General features: G+C 67.8%; 16 protein-coding genes and 1 pseudogene. 7 read left to right on the top strand and 10 right to left on the bottom strand.

All coding sequences use genetic code 11. From position 1 onward, the window contains the following. Both KYY02_RS32645 and KYY02_RS32640 read left to right on the top strand, forming a co-directional pair. Positions 1 to 3,787, top strand: a 3,787-nt coding sequence (locus KYY02_RS32645) for a polymorphic toxin-type HINT domain-containing protein (RefSeq protein ID WP_371244489.1), incomplete at its 5' end; no start/stop codon positions are given. Further along, a complete protein-coding gene (locus tag KYY02_RS32640; protein ID WP_371244487.1) occupies positions 3,788 to 4,060 on the top strand; it encodes a hypothetical protein in 273 nt (90 codons plus the stop codon). Between the two features lie 103 nt (positions 4,061 to 4,163). On the opposite strand, the gene KYY02_RS32635 is transcribed toward KYY02_RS32640, so the two are convergent. The 7 genes from KYY02_RS32635 to KYY02_RS32605 form a co-directional block, all read right to left on the bottom strand. Further along, on the bottom strand, positions 4,164 to 5,447 hold the full coding sequence (locus tag KYY02_RS32635) for a tyrosine-type recombinase/integrase (protein ID WP_371244485.1): 1,284 nt from the start codon (positions 5,445 to 5,447) through the stop codon (positions 4,164 to 4,166). After that, the gene (locus KYY02_RS32630; protein WP_371244481.1) at positions 5,447 to 5,674 is read right to left on the bottom strand and encodes a helix-turn-helix domain-containing protein; all 228 of its coding nucleotides are present in this window, start codon (positions 5,672 to 5,674) and stop codon (positions 5,447 to 5,449) included. The genes KYY02_RS32635 and KYY02_RS32630 overlap by 1 nt, the downstream gene beginning before the upstream one ends. Beyond that, positions 5,674 to 7,119 (bottom strand): replication initiator, encoded by a 1,446-nt coding sequence (locus tag KYY02_RS32625; RefSeq protein WP_371244479.1) that lies wholly within the window; start codon positions 7,117 to 7,119, stop codon positions 5,674 to 5,676. The genes KYY02_RS32630 and KYY02_RS32625 overlap by 1 nt, the downstream gene beginning before the upstream one ends. Before the next feature lie 151 nt (positions 7,120 to 7,270). Continuing rightward, positions 7,271 to 8,038, bottom strand: a complete 768-nt coding sequence (locus tag KYY02_RS32620; protein WP_371244477.1) for a DUF2637 domain-containing protein — start codon at positions 8,036 to 8,038, stop codon at positions 7,271 to 7,273. 36 nt (positions 8,039 to 8,074) lie between these two features. Beyond that, positions 8,075 to 9,466 (bottom strand): cell division protein FtsK, encoded by a 1,392-nt coding sequence (locus tag KYY02_RS32615; protein ID WP_371244474.1) that lies wholly within the window; start codon positions 9,464 to 9,466, stop codon positions 8,075 to 8,077. Position 9,467: 1 nt separating this feature from the next. Then, the gene (locus KYY02_RS32610; RefSeq protein ID WP_371244472.1) at positions 9,468 to 9,656 is read right to left on the bottom strand and encodes a hypothetical protein; all 189 of its coding nucleotides are present in this window, start codon (positions 9,654 to 9,656) and stop codon (positions 9,468 to 9,470) included. Continuing rightward, positions 9,653 to 10,006: an SCO3933 family regulatory protein gene (locus tag KYY02_RS32605; RefSeq protein ID WP_371244470.1), complete on the bottom strand. Its 354-nt coding sequence runs from the start codon at positions 10,004 to 10,006 to the stop codon at positions 9,653 to 9,655. The genes KYY02_RS32610 and KYY02_RS32605 overlap by 4 nt, the downstream gene beginning before the upstream one ends. Positions 10,007 to 10,184: 178 nt before the next feature. Between KYY02_RS32605 and KYY02_RS32600 the strand changes: the two genes are divergently transcribed. Then, a complete protein-coding gene (locus KYY02_RS32600; RefSeq protein WP_371244468.1) occupies positions 10,185 to 11,054 on the top strand; it encodes a GntR family transcriptional regulator in 870 nt (289 codons plus the stop codon). A gap of 557 nt (positions 11,055 to 11,611) precedes the next feature. Here the strand turns inward: KYY02_RS32600 and KYY02_RS32595 are convergent. Beyond that, entirely contained in the window at positions 11,612 to 11,857 is a 246-nt protein-coding gene (locus KYY02_RS32595; RefSeq protein WP_371244466.1) for a DUF7848 domain-containing protein, read from the bottom strand. Next, positions 11,845 to 12,087 carry a hypothetical protein gene (locus KYY02_RS32590; RefSeq protein WP_172450863.1) on the bottom strand — a complete coding sequence of 81 codons (243 nt, stop codon included), beginning with the start codon at positions 12,085 to 12,087 and terminating at the stop codon, positions 11,845 to 11,847. The genes KYY02_RS32595 and KYY02_RS32590 overlap by 13 nt, the downstream gene beginning before the upstream one ends. Positions 12,088 to 12,368: 281 nt before the next feature. On the opposite strand from KYY02_RS32590, the gene KYY02_RS32585 reads away from it, so the two are divergent. The 4 genes from KYY02_RS32585 to KYY02_RS32570 all read left to right on the top strand — a co-directional run bounded on the left by KYY02_RS32585 (position 12,369) and on the right by KYY02_RS32570 (position 14,347). Beyond that, positions 12,369 to 13,088: a DUF5919 domain-containing protein gene (locus KYY02_RS32585; protein WP_371244492.1), complete on the top strand. Its 720-nt coding sequence runs from the start codon at positions 12,369 to 12,371 to the stop codon at positions 13,086 to 13,088. A 2-nt stretch (positions 13,089 to 13,090) separates the two neighbouring features. After that, the gene (locus KYY02_RS32580; RefSeq protein WP_371244464.1) at positions 13,091 to 13,561 is read left to right on the top strand and encodes an NUDIX domain-containing protein; all 471 of its coding nucleotides are present in this window, start codon (positions 13,091 to 13,093) and stop codon (positions 13,559 to 13,561) included. A 130-nt stretch (positions 13,562 to 13,691) separates the two neighbouring features. Beyond that, the gene (locus KYY02_RS32575; RefSeq protein WP_371244462.1) at positions 13,692 to 14,090 is read left to right on the top strand and encodes a Fic family protein; all 399 of its coding nucleotides are present in this window, start codon (positions 13,692 to 13,694) and stop codon (positions 14,088 to 14,090) included. Between the two features lie 14 nt (positions 14,091 to 14,104). Next, complete coding sequence (locus KYY02_RS32570; protein WP_371244460.1) at positions 14,105 to 14,347, top strand: hypothetical protein; 243 nt, start codon at positions 14,105 to 14,107, stop codon at positions 14,345 to 14,347. A gap of 48 nt (positions 14,348 to 14,395) precedes the next feature. Here KYY02_RS32570 and KYY02_RS32565 read toward each other — a convergent pair. Beyond that, positions 14,396 to 14,552: pseudogene (locus KYY02_RS32565) on the bottom strand (IS5/IS1182 family transposase); the annotation flags it as partial.

The raw sequence follows: 14,552 nt of genomic DNA, 5'->3' as shown, positions 1-14,552 counted from the left end.
CATCAACGCCCTCGGGCACGCCACCACGACCACGTTCGACCCCGGCCGCTCCCTCCCCCTCACCGTCACCGACCCCAACGGCCGCGTGACCCGGTACGAGTACGACGACCTCGGCCGCCTGGTCAAGGGCTGGTCCCCGACCCGCTCCAGCGGCACCCAGACCCCCGACGTCCAGATCAGCTACCAGCAGGCCACCGCCACCTCCTCCAGGACCAGCCCTGCCGCCGTCACCACCAAAACGATCAAGGACGACGGCAGCTACGCCTCCTCGGTCACCGTCTACGACGGCCTGCTCCGCCCGGTCCAGACCCAGAACGAGGCCCACGGCCCCGGCCGCATCATCACCGACACCTCCTACGACGACCACGGCCGGCCCAGCATCGTCACCAGCGGCTACCTCGCCGCAGGCCAGCCGACCACAACGCTGTTCGCACCCAAGTCCACGACACTCATCCCCAGTTACGTAAAGACCCAGTACGACGGCATGGGCCGCACCGTCCGCCAGGCGACCTACCACGACGGCGAATTCCAGCACGAGACCTTCACGTCGTACGGGCCGAACACGGTACACGTGAACCCCCCGGGCAACACCACTCCGGCAACGTGGACCACCACCGACGCCCTCGGCCGGGTCACCGAGATCGAGCAGTACACCGACGCCGGCCAGTCCACCACCCGATCGACCCGCTACGCCTACGACGTCCGCGGCAACCGCTCGGAAGTCACCGACCCGGCCGGCAACAAGTGGACGTACAAGTACGACGTACGCAGCCGCATAGTCGAGGCCACCGACCCGGACACCGGCACCACCAAGACGACCGCGTACGACGGCGCCGACCGTCCCCTCACCACCGTCGACGCCAACGGCAAGACCCTGCACACGACCTACGACGTGCTCGGACGAGTGACGGCTGTCCGCGAGGATTCAGCCACGGCCAGCCCGATCAAGACCTTCACCTTCGACGCCGTCGGCGCCCTCGGCCTGCCGGTCGCCTCGACCCGCCACACGGCGGACGGCGACTACGTCACCAAGATCACCGGCTACACCACCGACTACCAGCCCACCGGGCAGGACATCACCATCCCCGCCGGCGCCAAGACCGCCGGGCTTTCCGGCACCTACAGCTACACCTACAGCTACACACCGACCGGCAAGCCCCTCTCGGTGACCTACCCGTCAAAGGGCGGCATCTCCTCCGAGAAGGTGGTCACCCGCTACAACGAGGACGGCCTGCCCGAGTCCACGTCCGGCTCCAGCTGGTACACCGCCGACGTCACCTACTCCCCGTTCGGCGAAGCCCTCCGCACCGTCTCCGGCTCCCAGCCCTACCGCGTGTGGACCACCAACTTCATCGACCCGCGCACAGGACGCCTCCAGCGCACCGTCGCCGACCGCGAGACCGCCTCACCCCACCGCATCACCGACAGCTACTACTCCTACGACGCCTCCGGCACCATCACATCGAACTCCCGCAAGCTGAGCGAAGCCTCAGGCTCCACCTGGGACACACAGTGCTACACCTACGACGCCCTCGGTGAACTCGTCCACGCCTGGACCTCCACCATCGCCCCCACCGGCACAGGCAACGGCTGCAAGACCGCCAACGGTGCCGCCTTCGGCTACCGCACCGACTACGCCACCTCCTCCGGCCCCGTCGCGGACGCCCCGAACACGGCCAGCGACAGCTCCAGCCCGGACGCCTCGCTGACCAGCACGCTCGCCGCAGCCGCCCCGGCCGCCGGCACCGTGGCGACCTCCGCCACCGCCTACCGCCAGGCATTCACCTACGACTGGATCGGCAACCGCTCCACCCTTACCGAGCACAACGTCACCGACCCCACCAAGAACATCACCTATCACTCCGGCTACGGCACCACCGCCGGAAACGGCGCCACCGAACCGGTCACCACCCAGCCCCACACCCTGGCCTGGGTCTCCACCACCCCCACCGGATCCGGCAGCGCCTACACCTACGACCCGGCCGGCAACACCACCAAGCGCGACCTCCCCGACGACACCCAGAGTTTTACCTGGACCGCCGAGAACAAGCCGGCCACCGTGACCACCGGCGCCACCACCGTCAACTACACCTACGACACCGGCGGCCAACGCCTCCTGGAAAACTCCAGCGAAGGCTCCACCCTTTACCTCCCCGGCAGCGAACTCACCACCGACGCCACCGGAAAGATCACCAAGGCGACCCGCACCTACGCCCACCCCGGCGCCCCCACAGTCGTCCGCACCTCGAACGGCACCAGCACCGGCCACACCCTCAACATCCAGCTCACCGACCATCTGGGTACCGCCAACACCACCATCCAGATGGCCGCCAACCAGTCGGTCACCAGGCGGGCCTTCAAACCCTTCGGCGAAGCCCGCGGCCCCAAACCGACCTCCTGGCCGGACAAGCGCAGCTACCTGGGCGTCGGCATCGACGACACCGCCACCGCACTGACACACATCGGCGCACGCGAGTACGACCAGGCCAACGGCCGCTTCATCAGCGCAGATCCGCTGCTGGACATCACGGACCCGTTGCAGATGAACGGCTACTCCTACGCCAAGAACAGCCCCATCAGCACCAGCGATCCCGACGGCCTGAAGCCCGTCAGCAATTGCTACAGAGGCTGCAAGGAAAGCGATAACACCACCTACCGGGACTGGATGGTCCCGAGCGCTGACGGAGGCTGGTCTTACCGTCGCGTAACCTCCACTTACACCTATGACGTGGAGGGCGACCTCCACAGCGTCACCCGAACCGGCAGCGGCCATCCGCCGATGGGCACAACAACCATCGTCAAGCCGTACAACGTGGCGGCCCAGAAGAAAACACTCAACTTCGTTGCCTCCCTCGTCGTCCCTGACGTCGAGTCATGGAAAAAGGTCGTCAACGGAGAGGCAAACGGCTGGGACTACCTTGGCGTCGCCTCGGATGCCCCCTTCCTTAAGGCCTTGAAGCTGGTACCCGATTCGGTTGCGAAAAAGGGTAAAGAGGCCGTCGAAGAATGGCTCAAGAAGTACGCCTCAGGATGCAAATGCTTCCTCGCCGGCACCCAAGTCCTCATGGCCGACGGCAAGACCAAGGAAATCGAAAAAATCAAGGTCGGTGACAAGGTCGTTGCTACAGACCCGGAAACAGGGGAGACCCGCCTCCGGAAAGTCACCCACCTGATCATCACCGAAGACGACAAGCACTTCAACGAACTGACCATCGAAACACCCGACGGACCCGAGAAGCTCACCGCTACACACGAACACCCCTTCTGGGTTCCCGAGATCGGCGCCTGGGTCGAGGCCCGCAACCTCGCCGCCGGCATGACCCTCAGAACCCCCGACGGCACCACCGTCCGCATCATCAGCAACCGGGCATACACCAAGCACGCCCGGACATACAACCTCACCGTCGACGACCTGCACACGTACTATGTGGTGGCGGGGCAGACTCCGGTCCTGGTTCATAACTCAGGTCCTGGGTGCGGATCCGTATGGATCGATTCGAACAGGGTGCCTCATCATTTCAAACATGCTGCCGACTTCGGGGTCACTGCGAAGGAGAGCAAAGCGAGCAAGCAAGCATTCGTGAACGCCTTGGAAGGCTTCGTTAAGGATCCAGGGAACGTTCAAATCGCGGGAACGTATCGCGGGACGCCTGCCCGGCACTACGTGGATCTCAACACCGGGCGTCACGTCTCGGTGGACATCGAATCCGGCGAGATGCTTGGTGCCTGGAAATCGGATGTGACTTCAGACCAGTTCTGGTACCTGACCATGCAAGGGAAGCTGTAAATGGCCACGTTGGAGCCCTTTTTGGTACTCGCGGAGGCTGTATCGGAAGGGAGAATCTCTCCTTCAGAGTTCTCTCTTGTCTGCCTTCCCCTGTACAAGGGGTACGGCGGCCCGTATCCGACAGCCGAGCAATATGAGGCGGCGACAGAACTCTTCTATGTCGCGCACGACTACGACTCAGCTGGCATCGGTATGCCTGACCTGCTGAATGATGAACAGGTTCGACTGAAGGCGGCTGATATCGCCCGTAGAATGCACGTGCTCCTGCAGTAGCCACATTCGAACAAGTCGCTCTGGCAGAGGAATGGGTGGGTTCCTCGGCTCGGAGGCCGAGGAACCCACCCATGGTCGTTTGACGGCAACGGTGACGGCAACGTCAGCGGACGACGGCTGCGGTGGGCGGGTCGTCGTTGCCGTCGTCGGCCCGGCTGAGGGCGTTGCCGAGGGTCTCGATCGCTTGGCGCTGGAGGCGGAGCCTTACGTGGGCGTAGACGCCGGCGGTGACGCCGATGTGGGCGTGGCCGAGTAGTTCCTTGATCACGACGAGGTCGACACCCTGTTCCAGGAGCAGGGTCGCGGTCGAGTGCCGGAGGTCGTGGAAGCGGATCGTCCGGAGTCCGGCTCTTTGGAGGAGGCCGCGGAAACGGCGGGTGAGGTTGGTGGGGTCGAGGGGGTTCCCGGTAGGGGTGGTGAAGACGAGGCCGTTGTCCGTCCAGCCCGATCCTGCGGCCTGGCGCTCGTCCTGCTGGTGTTCCTGGTGACTCTTGAGCGAGTGGATGCACTCGGCGGGGAGGACGATGCGGCGTTCGGAAGCGCGGGTCTTGGTGTGCAGGGTGGTCAGGCCCCTGGTACGGGTGCGCTGGAGCGAGCGGTGGATGCTGGCCGTGCCGCCGTCGAGGTCGAGGTCTTCCCAGCGCAGGCCGAGGAGTTCGCCCTTGCGGAGGCCGGTGCGCAGGGCGAGTTCGAACAGCGCGTGGAGCCGGTCGCTGCTGACGAGGTGGAGGAACTGCCGGGCCTCGCTCGCGGTGAAGGGCGGGGAACGCCGAGGGCGGGGCGCGGGGGTCTTGACGTTCCGGGCGACATTGCGGGGCAGGTCGTCTTCGCGGACGGCGTGCTCCAGGGCGGACTTGAGGACCGAATGGACGTAGGTCACGGTCAGCGGCGACAGACGCTTGTCGCAGCACTGGCCGATAGCGCAGCAGGAGCGCAGGTCGGTGTCCCGTTCCTGTGCACAGCACTGGCAGGTGATGCGGAGACGGTCAAGGAAGGTGCGTACGTCACGGGCGGTGAGCCGAGCAAGCTTCTTCGCGCCGAGGCCGGGGATGAGGTGGAGGCGGACGCAGGCGGCGTAGCGGGTGTGGGTGTTCTCGCGGACTTGGTGGACGGCGACGCCGTTCAACCAGTACGTCAGGTACGCGCTGACGGTGCTGTCGGCCGCCGCGATGGGGAGGCCGCGGTTGCTGGTGGCGGTCTTCTCGGTCAGCTTGGCGAGGGCTTCCTTGCGGGTCGTGCCGTAGACGCGGATGCGCTTGCGGGTGTTGCCGGGTGCGAGGACGTACCCGGCGGCTTCCCAGCGGCCGTCCTTGCGTTGGTAGACGGTTCCGTCGCCGTTGGCGCGGGAGCGGGCTCGGCGGGATGAGGCGGGGCGCGGAGTGGTCATCAGGCGGCGGCTTCCTGTTCGAGGCGGGTGCGGATGAAGTCGTTGAGGGCGTGGGCGGGGATGCGGCGGGCGCGGCCGAGGGTGATCGAGGCGAGCTGGCCGGAGCGGAGCAGGTCGTAGACGGCGGAGCGGCCGAGCTGGAGGCGGGCCATGACCTGGGGCACCGTGAGCAGATCCAGCGCCGGTGCCGCCTCCGCGTGGAGGACGGCGGGCGGGGGCAAGGCCATCAACAGCCCCCTTCGGCCGCGAACTGCCGTTCCAGTTCCTTGCGATGCCAGACGTCGGCCGCGAGGAGTGCGGCGCCGGGGCTGTAGCCCGAGCCGTGGTAGTCCCAGTGGCCGACGACGAGCGTGGTCGTCGGGTCGGACTCGGGCAGACCGGCGTGGGCGCGGGCCTGTTCGGTACGCCAGGCGCGGCGGGCGTCACGCAGCGCGCCGAGAGTGGTGGAGTAGCTGCGGGACTTGGTGGAGAAGTGGCCCCGGAAGCCGAGCATGTGCGCCCACTTCCAGAGCTTGAGATCGGCGAACTCCGGCAGCTTTCCCAGCTCCCAGCAGGTGCGGATCATCTGCCGCACGTGCCGGGCGACGGCGAGCCGGGGCAACGGCCGGGCCTGCCCGGTGCCGCCGCAGGCGGTGCACGGGAGCGGGGTCCCGTGGGGGAGGACGGTGGCGCCGCGTCCCTGGCAGGGGCGGCAGAACAGGGCGCGGTCGAGGGTGCCGGAGGCGTCGGCGGACTTGGTGGCGTACTTCGCCACGTAGGCGGCCACGGCCTGGTCGGTGAGTTCGGCGTCGGTGCCGAAGGAGGCGATCTCGCGCACGTCGAACTGTTCGCCCCAGCCGAGTTCGCGTTCCCCGACCGCATCCGAGGCGACCGTGACGCGGACCCGCGCGGCGGAGGCGCGGGCGGCCTTGGTGAGTACGGCGACGGTGGCGTACGGCGGCGGGGGCTGGCTGCTGCCGTCCGGGCCGTCGAGTCGGATGACGGCGTGGAAGTGGACCAGACCGCGCTGCTGGTACTCGGCGACCTTGGCGAAGGACACCCGCAGGACCGCGCGGGCCGCCTTCTGAGTCATGCCGAGCCCGGCGGCGATCTCGCGGCGCAGGTAGGTGGTGAAGCGGGCCCACAGCGTGGAGGCGTAGGCGTTGAACAAGACCGCGCCTTCGTAGTCGTACGTCGCGGGGTTCAGCGGCGTCCCGATCAGGGCGTCGTTAAGTTCGTGGAGCTTGCGGCAGCGGCAGGGCCGGATGTCGCCGCCGGGGGTGGTGAGGCGGTTGTGGACAGGGCCGAAGGACGGCGGGGTGAGAGTGACGAAGACGCGGGGATGGGCGCGGACAGTGTCGGGCACGTTCTTGCCGCCGGAAAGGCCGGCGCGGATGAGGTGGTAGGTGTCGGCGGCGTAGAGGCGGGAGCAGGCCGGGCAGCGTGAGGCACGGCGGTTGCCGCACGCGGTGAGCAGGCTGCCCGTGGGCTCGTCGGAGGAGGTGTAGGAGCGCAGTACCTCACCGGTCGTGGTGTCGACGGTGGTGCTGTGGCCGGTCAGGCGGACGGGTTCGGTGCAGCCGCCGAGGCGTTCGATCTGCTGCTGTGCGCGGTCGAAGTCGGGGTGGTTGACCAGGTGGAGCAGGTCCCGCACGGCGGGGCTTGCCACGTGGCGCAGGTCCAGGGTGACCATTCGGGGCGTGTCCCTTCTGTCGGGTGTGTGGCCCCGAGCAGCAACCAGCCAGACAGGAAGGGGTGTTGGTGCTGCTTGGGGCATGGCGAACCAGGTCCATGGGCGGGCGTGGATTTCAGGGAGGGGTGGTCCGGCCGGTGGCCGGGGTGGCTCAGAGCTGAGCGAGGGCGGCGGTGGCCACCGGCAGGGCGACGCCCATGCGGGTTGCGAGCTGGGCGGCGGTGACCGGTGTTCCGTGCTCGGCGTGGTGGGTGTCCGCGATGCGCCGGGCCGCACTCAGCAAGGCGGCGGGCAGGGCCGGGCGGGGACCGGTGGCGGGCGCCTTGGCGACGGCCGGGGCGGGGGCGGAGCCGGGGACCTTGAGCACGGTAGGCACTTCGGCCGGAGGCGGCATAGGTGTCGCGGCGGGGACCGGCTCAGGGGCCGGGGCCGCCGTCTCGGGAGCGGGCGCCGAGGTGGGCACCGGCTCAGCGAGGGGTGCGGGGGCTGGGGTGGCTGTGTTGGTGTCCTCCCGGTGTGCGGTGGTGTGGAAGTGGGCGAGGAAGGCGGGGCCGACGTGGCCCCAGCCGAGCAGCAGGAGCGGGGCGACGGTGTCCAGGCAGGCCCGTCCGTAGCGTCCGGTCAGCAGGGGCTCGGCGGTGTTCAGGGCGAGGGTGAGCAGCCCGCACAGGTGCAACAGCCGGGTGCCGGCCTTCAGCTCCGCCTTGGGGACGCCGCTCAGGGCCAGGAACCGCAGCGCGACCAGGAGGCCGACGACGGACAGGTCCACCATGGGCGCGATCAGCGGGGCGATCGGGCGCGGGACGCCGAGCCGCAGGGCGAGCGCCCAGACGTTGCCGAAGGAGAAGACGAAGGCCAGGGCCGCGATCACCGCCATGACCACGGTCACGGTGCGCCGGGTGAACCGTTCCTCCACCATGATCACAACCTCCCTTCTGGTGTGGGCATTTCGGGGTCACTTGGTGAGCGAGGGTGCGGGCGGTGTCGTCCGGCCGGTCGAGCGCAGGAGGGCGTCCAGGCACAGGTCCGGGTCTGCGGTCAGGTGCGAAGTGGCGTCCGCGACGCGAGAGGCGTCGGTGTCGGAGACGTAGGGGGTGCGGATGCGGGTGTAGCCGGGGCGGCCTTGCATCGCCATCACGGCGACGCCGACGTAGGCGGGGTCCTGCAAGGTGACCGGGCTGGCGTCGGGCCAGTTGCGGATGTCCTCACCCAGCGCGGCCACCGCTGCCTCCACCGTCTTCTGCGCGAAGGACAGCCCAATGGGGCACACGTCGCGGATGAAGGTGGGGATGGCGTCGCCGGTGGTCTTCTGGCTGATCAGGATCACCAGGATGCCGACGCTGCGGCCCTTCTTGACCAGGTCCTCCACCAGCCGGGCGTTCTCCGCCGTCAGCGCGGCAAGACGTTTCGTCGTCGGGTCGCTGCCCTTGTACTCGCGGAAGTACGTGTGCGCCTCATCGATGATCAGGACCGTGAGCGGCCACTCCGGAGAGGGGCCGACGTGCCACATGTTCTTCACGCCCAGTACCTCACGGATGATCGCCGAGCGCCGCTTACGCAGATCCACCAGACGCTTGAACAGCGCGTTCGCCTCATCAAGGTCGTCACCGCAGAACGCGAACATCCGCTTGACCAGGTCGGCGTAGTCGCCCTCCGAGGCCCGCGACACCTTGCCGTCCGCAGTCGCGATCTGCACGGCGGCCGACGGCGCGAAGTCGCAGACGAACTTGTTGACCCCCGAGGTCTTGCCCGCACCCGGGACGCCGGCCACCGTCACCCCGGGCACGTTCGCCAGGGACGCCCACACCTTCGCGGCGTACTCGTCCACGCCCAGCTCCCAGCGGGTCAGGTCCGTGAGTGGACGGCCGGTGGGCCGGTGGGTGGTCGGCGTGGTCAGCGGGTCGGAGCGCACGCCCCGGATGACCACCTTGCCGGGGCCGTCCGGCAGCACGGACACCCGCGTGCACCGCCAGGCGTCGGCCAGGAACCGCGCCGACTTCTGGTACTCCTCCAGTCCGACCTGCGGCAGCGTCCTGGCCCGCACGATGACTCCGAACTGGTCCGGCTTCACCTTGATCTTCGGCGTCAGGATCCGGGGAGCGGGGGTGGCACCGTCCTTCTGCGCGGTGATCTGCGCGAGCAGGCCCGGGGTCTTGTCGGTGACCGTCAGTCCGGCCATCCGTGCGAGCCGTACCCAGCCCCAGCGAACCCGGACGGCCTGCCGCATGCTGACCCTCGTGCCCCCGTCGGCCCGCATGTAGCGCACCACCGTCACCAGCAGCCACACACCGACCAGCGCCGTAGCGATCGGCAGCGCGTACGACGCGTATCCCGTGACGGCTTCCATGTCAGGCCCCCTCTTCGCATATCAGGCGGAACATGTCGCCCAGGTCGAGGCGGGCCGCCTGCTCCGGGCTCAGGCAGAGCAGATCGAGCACCGCACCGGAGACGAAGAACGTGGCCTTGCCCTTGGACCCCGGCAGGGGCCGGAGCGGGGACAACTCCCGCTCCGGCGCGGACTTTTCGAAGCGGATCACTGGGCGGCCTCCACGGTCACCAGCTCCAGGCGGGCGGCCCGGTAGGCGACGCCGTCGGAGAGCTGACCGTTGAAGATCCGCGCCCACGGGGTCGCGAACAGCTCCACCGGCCGCACCATCACCCCCGGCTTCAGCCCGGCAGCCAGTCCCGTCTCCGGGACCGTGATCTTCAGGACCTCGGCCCGGCCGTCCTCCATGAGCATCACGGTCACTGTGTACAGCGACGCACCGGTCTCCCGGTCGGTGGCGATCTCCCCGGTCTGCTGGTCCTTGATCTTCAGCGCGGGCTCGGTGCCCGCGATACACACCGCCGACGGCAGCAGAGCAACACGGATTCGAGACATGGCCATGCCATCACACCCCTTGTTCGGTGGAGCCGCTTGATCGGCTCGCTAGGAGCATACGGAGCTCATCGCTTAACTTGCAAGGTCGATTAGATCGTGAAGGCGATCAGGTTGTGAGGAGGTCAGGCGGGGAACACGTGGATGTGCCTGTAGCGCTACGGCTGGCTGGCGATACCGTGGTGGCATGACCCTGCCCTTGGACGAGGACTCCCGGCCGCCGTACCTCCAGGCCGCCGAGGCTCTGCGGGACGCGATCTTGAACGGCGAGTTCCGCCCCGGCGAGCGCCTGCCCTCGGCCAACGTGCTGCGGGACCGCTTCGGTGTCTCCAGCTCCACCGTCCAAAACGCCCTGCGCGTGCTCAAGCAGGAAGGGCTCGTCTACTCCCAGCTCGGGCGAGGCAGCTACGTCAGCGCCTCAGCCGGCCAGAGTGCCGGCCCAGCTGACGACGATCACGGTGATGCCGAGGCCGAAGGCCCGGACTGGCCGGTAGACCTCATCCGCAACGAAGACAGCCGACCGCCGTACGTTCAGGTGGCCGACATCCTCCGTCGCGAGATCGAGGAAGGCACCTATCCGCCCGGCTCTCAGCTCCCCCCGGCCCGTGAGATCCAGGAGCGGTTCCAAGTCGCCAACTCCACCGCGCAGAACGCCTACCGAAGCCTCAAGCAGGCAGGACTCGTGTACGCGGTCAAGGGGCGCGGCGTCTTCGTACGCCCGGCTCCGGAGCCGGGCAAGCATCACGGATCGATCACCAACTACCTGCTTCGGGACCAGGTCGACCGCGAGGCCCGTGCTTCAGCCGCCGAGTTCGCCGACCTCAGCGATGACGAACTGCTGGAACGGGAAGCGGAGCTAGACCGGCGATGGGCCACGATCCGCGAGGAGCATCAGCGAGTCTTCAACGAGCGCCGGAAGATCAAACGCGAGAAGAGCCGCCGCGGCCTGTTCATGCCACCCCTCCACGACGACCAAGCGGACTCGGACATGTCGCCGCGCGAGAAGCTGGAGGCCGCACTGGCCGAGTCGAAGAAGCAGCGACAGCAGAGCCCCTGAGCAGGGCTGACAGCTCGGCCAGTGAGTGAGCTGTTCAGAGTTTCTTTACTTGATCAAGGGCGCCCCGCTGACGCGGGCCGCCGCGCGCCGGCGGTCGGCGACCGCCGCCCGCTCCTGTCTGCCGCCCCGCTGGCGACGGCCGCCGACCACTCGGCGCGCAGAGCCCGGGAGCGTAGCCGGACCACCAATCGGAAGCCCCGGTCCGACCCCTCAGCAGCAGGCTGGCCGGGCACCTGAGAGGCCGCCCGGCGGGCTCGCGCCGTCCCGGACGCCCATGCTTGCTACCTGGCTGGGGGCCGTGACGATGGAGATAACGGGGCTGATGCCGGTGCGGGGCTGAGCGAGACACACATGGCGGGTGGTCGGTCGGCGCGCCCGCCGTCGTGGCTGACTTTCTGTGGCAGAGGCCAGAACCCCCACAGCCATGGGCACGGCACGTACGTGAGGCCCGTCCCTGCCGGGGCTGACGAGTGCGGGGGAGCCTCGATCGGCTGCGCCCGGCAGGGACGGGAGTCGGGTGGGTCAGCGCAGTGCGGCGCCTGGGCGAGCGAGGCGGGTCACGTCTGGCGCCAGGTCCGCCAGGGGCGGGTGATGATCTCCAGGTAGGTGTGGTGGGACGGGTTCTGGCCGCAGTGCCGGAGTACCCAGTCCTGCGGTTCGGCGAAGTCCTCGCTTGTCGGCGAGGTCTCTCCGTCCACGGCGCACTGCATCGCGTAATGGACCGGCTCCGCGTCCGGCTCGCGGTCGGGCTGGAGCGTCCAGGTCTCGTAGCGCAGGACCGAGCGCGGGGTCACCGTCCCCACCTCCGGTTGGCCACGGCCACCTTCGCGCTCAACTCCTCCGTCGGAGTCGGCGTACGTACGTCCTCGGGCGGCACGTCCCACTCCCGGCCACCGCGCGGTGGCCGAAGCTGCACGTACGTCCCCACATGCCCCATCACCACGCCCACCTTGCCGCTCCGCCGGTCGACCACCAGGGCGCCGGCATCGGGCGAGACGGTGTGCCCGTCGGCATCAGGGGTGGGGGCCGTCATCGTGACCGCCCCGGCGAGGCGGCCCGCGACCGGGCGTCCAGTCGCAGGGCGGGAACACACGGGGTGGCGCTCATTCGCACGGTGACGCTCCTCGGCGGCGTTGATGCGTGCCCTGGGCCTGTTGGTGCCGCAGGGTCGGCACCGATCCTCACGCCGGTCACCAGGACGAAGGAACCTCCACCAAACCCCATTACGGGACGTCCCGCACCGTGTAGAACGTCCCTAGTGCCGTCCTGGGACGAAGGGGGAGACTCGTGCCGAACGAGAGACTACGAGCCGTCATGGCGGCGGGAGGCTGGACGTACGCCGCACTCGCTCAGCAGGTCGAGGTCGACCCCAAGTCGGTCGAGCGCTGGGTGAACCTCGGGCGTATCCCACGTCGTGCCACTGCCCTCCAGGCGGCCAAGGCCCTGGGAGAAGACGTGCACGCACTCTGGCCGGCGCTCCGCCAGGCCCGCCCCGCCCGCGCCATCAGCCCTGAGTTGGTGGCGCTCTACGGGCAGCGGGCCGACATCCCTGTCTCGACGTTCACCGACCTGATGGCCCAGGCCCGGGAGCGGATCGACATCCTCGTCTACGCGGCCGTCTTCCTCCACGAGGCGTACCCGCGGCTGAACGAACTCCTCACCGAACGCGCCGCCGAAGGCTGCACCGTCCGCATCGCGATCGGGGACCCCGACAGCGACAACGTCCAAGCCCGCGGCCAGGAAGAGCGGTTCGGCCACGGCATCGAATCCCGCTGCCGCCTCGCACTCATGCACTACAAGCCGCTCGCCGACACCCCCGGCATCGAAGTCCGCACCCACGCCACCACGCTCTACAACTCCCTCTACCGCGCCGACGACCAGCAACTCGTCAACGCCCATGTCTGGGGCGTCAACGCGTACGCCGCCCCCGTGTGGCATCTTCGCCGTCACGAGGCAGGCGGCATGTTCGACACCTACGCCGAGAGCTTCGACGCCGTGTGGACGACGGCAACCCCCGTACAAGAGGAAGGCTGACCGTGGCCCGCACCGAGTACTACGACGACCCGAACGCGCCCAAGCCGAACAGCATGGTCGTCGCCGCCTCCGCCGTCGTCACCGACGACCACGGGCGCATCCTCCTCCAGCGCCGCCGCGACAACGACCTATGGGCCCTGCCCGGAGGCGGCATGGACCTCACCGACTCCCTGCCAGGCACAGCCGTCCGCGAAGTCAAAGAGGAGACCGGCCTCGACGTAGAGATCACCGGCCTGGTCGGCACCTACACCGACCCGAAACACATCATCGCCTACACCGACGGCGAGGCCCGGCGACAGTTCAACGTCTGCTTCACCGCCCGCATCACCGGCGGCCGGCTGGCAATCTCCGACGAGTCCACCGAGCTCCGGTTCGTGCCGCCGGACGAGATCGAGCACTTGCCGATGCACCACACCCAACGACTCAGGCTCCAGCACTTCCTGGAACAGCGCGAGAAGCCGTACCTGGGCTGAACCGTCTGACGGCAGTAGCGACGGCAACAACCCCGCACAACCACGGACACCCACGCACTTCACCGGACCAGCAAACCGCACTTGACCTGCAAAAAAGCAGGTCGAAGGCTTCGCTTAGCACACGTACTATGTGCTGGCAGGCGAGACACCGGTCCTCGTCCACAATTCCAACTGCCCGCTGACCGGCGGCTTCAAGGTGGGTATGAGTCCTGACGAGATCGCCGATATAAACCGTGGCTTTGGCGGTGAGACCCTGCTGAGTGGCTCGCCTGCGAACACCATGGCTAACGCCAGTCGCTATAACAGCTTCTGGGATAAGTCAGCCGTCGTGATTCGTGATATCGCTGGTAGCCACATGTTCAACAACGGAAACAAGCGCACTGCTCAAGCTGTCGTAGAGCAGCTGATGCAGCGAAACAACGTTACGAGTGGCCCTACTTCTGCCGACCTCAGAAGTGTCATCGACAGAGTAGGTAAAGGTCAGCTACACGACGTCAGTGACATCTCGGCAGCCTTGAGGGGCTATTGATGGGAGCGCAAGGAATGAATATTGAGCAGCTCATGGAGAAGTTGGGCCGCTCAGGCGTCACAGTGATCCTTAAGGTGGATGACGAGAGGATGGCGGAAGGTGGCGAGCCCTGGACTTTGGTGATGTCGGGTCCGGTCCTAGGGCCCGAAGGATTCATCCGCGCCGAATCTTCCAGCCTGAGCGACTGCCTCGAACAGGGATTCACCCGGTTGCGTTCCCGGCCGGGCGACTGGGAATGGCTGGCGGAAATTTCATAGCCATTGAACCCTTCTCGGTAACGTCTCGTGACGCTTTGTGATCTTCGTTCAGGCGGTACGGCCGTGTTCGAGCTGGAGCAAGACGAGGGCGGCTCGGGTGATCCGGGTGATGGCCGCGGGGTCGAGACTGACTCTGCGCAAAGCCTTGAAGGTGACCTTCAGCAGGGCGTTGGCACGTTCGGCGACAGCGTGGACGCCTCGGATC

Origin of the sequence: Streptomyces pimonensis (genome assembly GCF_041380215.1) — a bacterium.
Classification (GTDB): Bacteria; Actinomycetota; Actinomycetes; order Streptomycetales; family Streptomycetaceae; genus Streptomyces; species Streptomyces pimonensis.
This window is presented reverse-complemented; position numbering and strand designations above follow the sequence as displayed.

Coding starts and splice junctions, on each gene's coding strand:
- KYY02_RS32600 (WP_371244468.1), top strand. CDS start 10,185: ATGACCCTGCCCTTGGACGAGGACTCCCGGCCGCCGTACCTCCAGGCC.
- KYY02_RS32585 (WP_371244492.1), top strand. CDS start 12,369: ATGGCGGCGGGAGGCTGGACGTACGCCGCACTCGCTCAGCAGGTCGAG.
- KYY02_RS32620 (WP_371244477.1), bottom strand. CDS start 8,038: ATGGTGGAGGAACGGTTCACCCGGCGCACCGTGACCGTGGTCATGGCG.
- KYY02_RS32630 (WP_371244481.1), bottom strand. CDS start 5,674: ATGGCCTTGCCCCCGCCCGCCGTCCTCCACGCGGAGGCGGCACCGGCG.
- KYY02_RS32635 (WP_371244485.1), bottom strand. CDS start 5,447: ATGACCACTCCGCGCCCCGCCTCATCCCGCCGAGCCCGCTCCCGCGCC.
- KYY02_RS32615 (WP_371244474.1), bottom strand. CDS start 9,466: ATGGAAGCCGTCACGGGATACGCGTCGTACGCGCTGCCGATCGCTACG.
- KYY02_RS32570 (WP_371244460.1), top strand. CDS start 14,105: ATGAATATTGAGCAGCTCATGGAGAAGTTGGGCCGCTCAGGCGTCACA.
- KYY02_RS32590 (WP_172450863.1), bottom strand. CDS start 12,087: ATGACGGCCCCCACCCCTGATGCCGACGGGCACACCGTCTCGCCCGAT.
- KYY02_RS32625 (WP_371244479.1), bottom strand. CDS start 7,119: ATGGTCACCCTGGACCTGCGCCACGTGGCAAGCCCCGCCGTGCGGGAC.
- KYY02_RS32640 (WP_371244487.1), top strand. CDS start 3,788: ATGGCCACGTTGGAGCCCTTTTTGGTACTCGCGGAGGCTGTATCGGAA.
- KYY02_RS32605 (WP_371244470.1), bottom strand. CDS start 10,006: ATGGCCATGTCTCGAATCCGTGTTGCTCTGCTGCCGTCGGCGGTGTGT.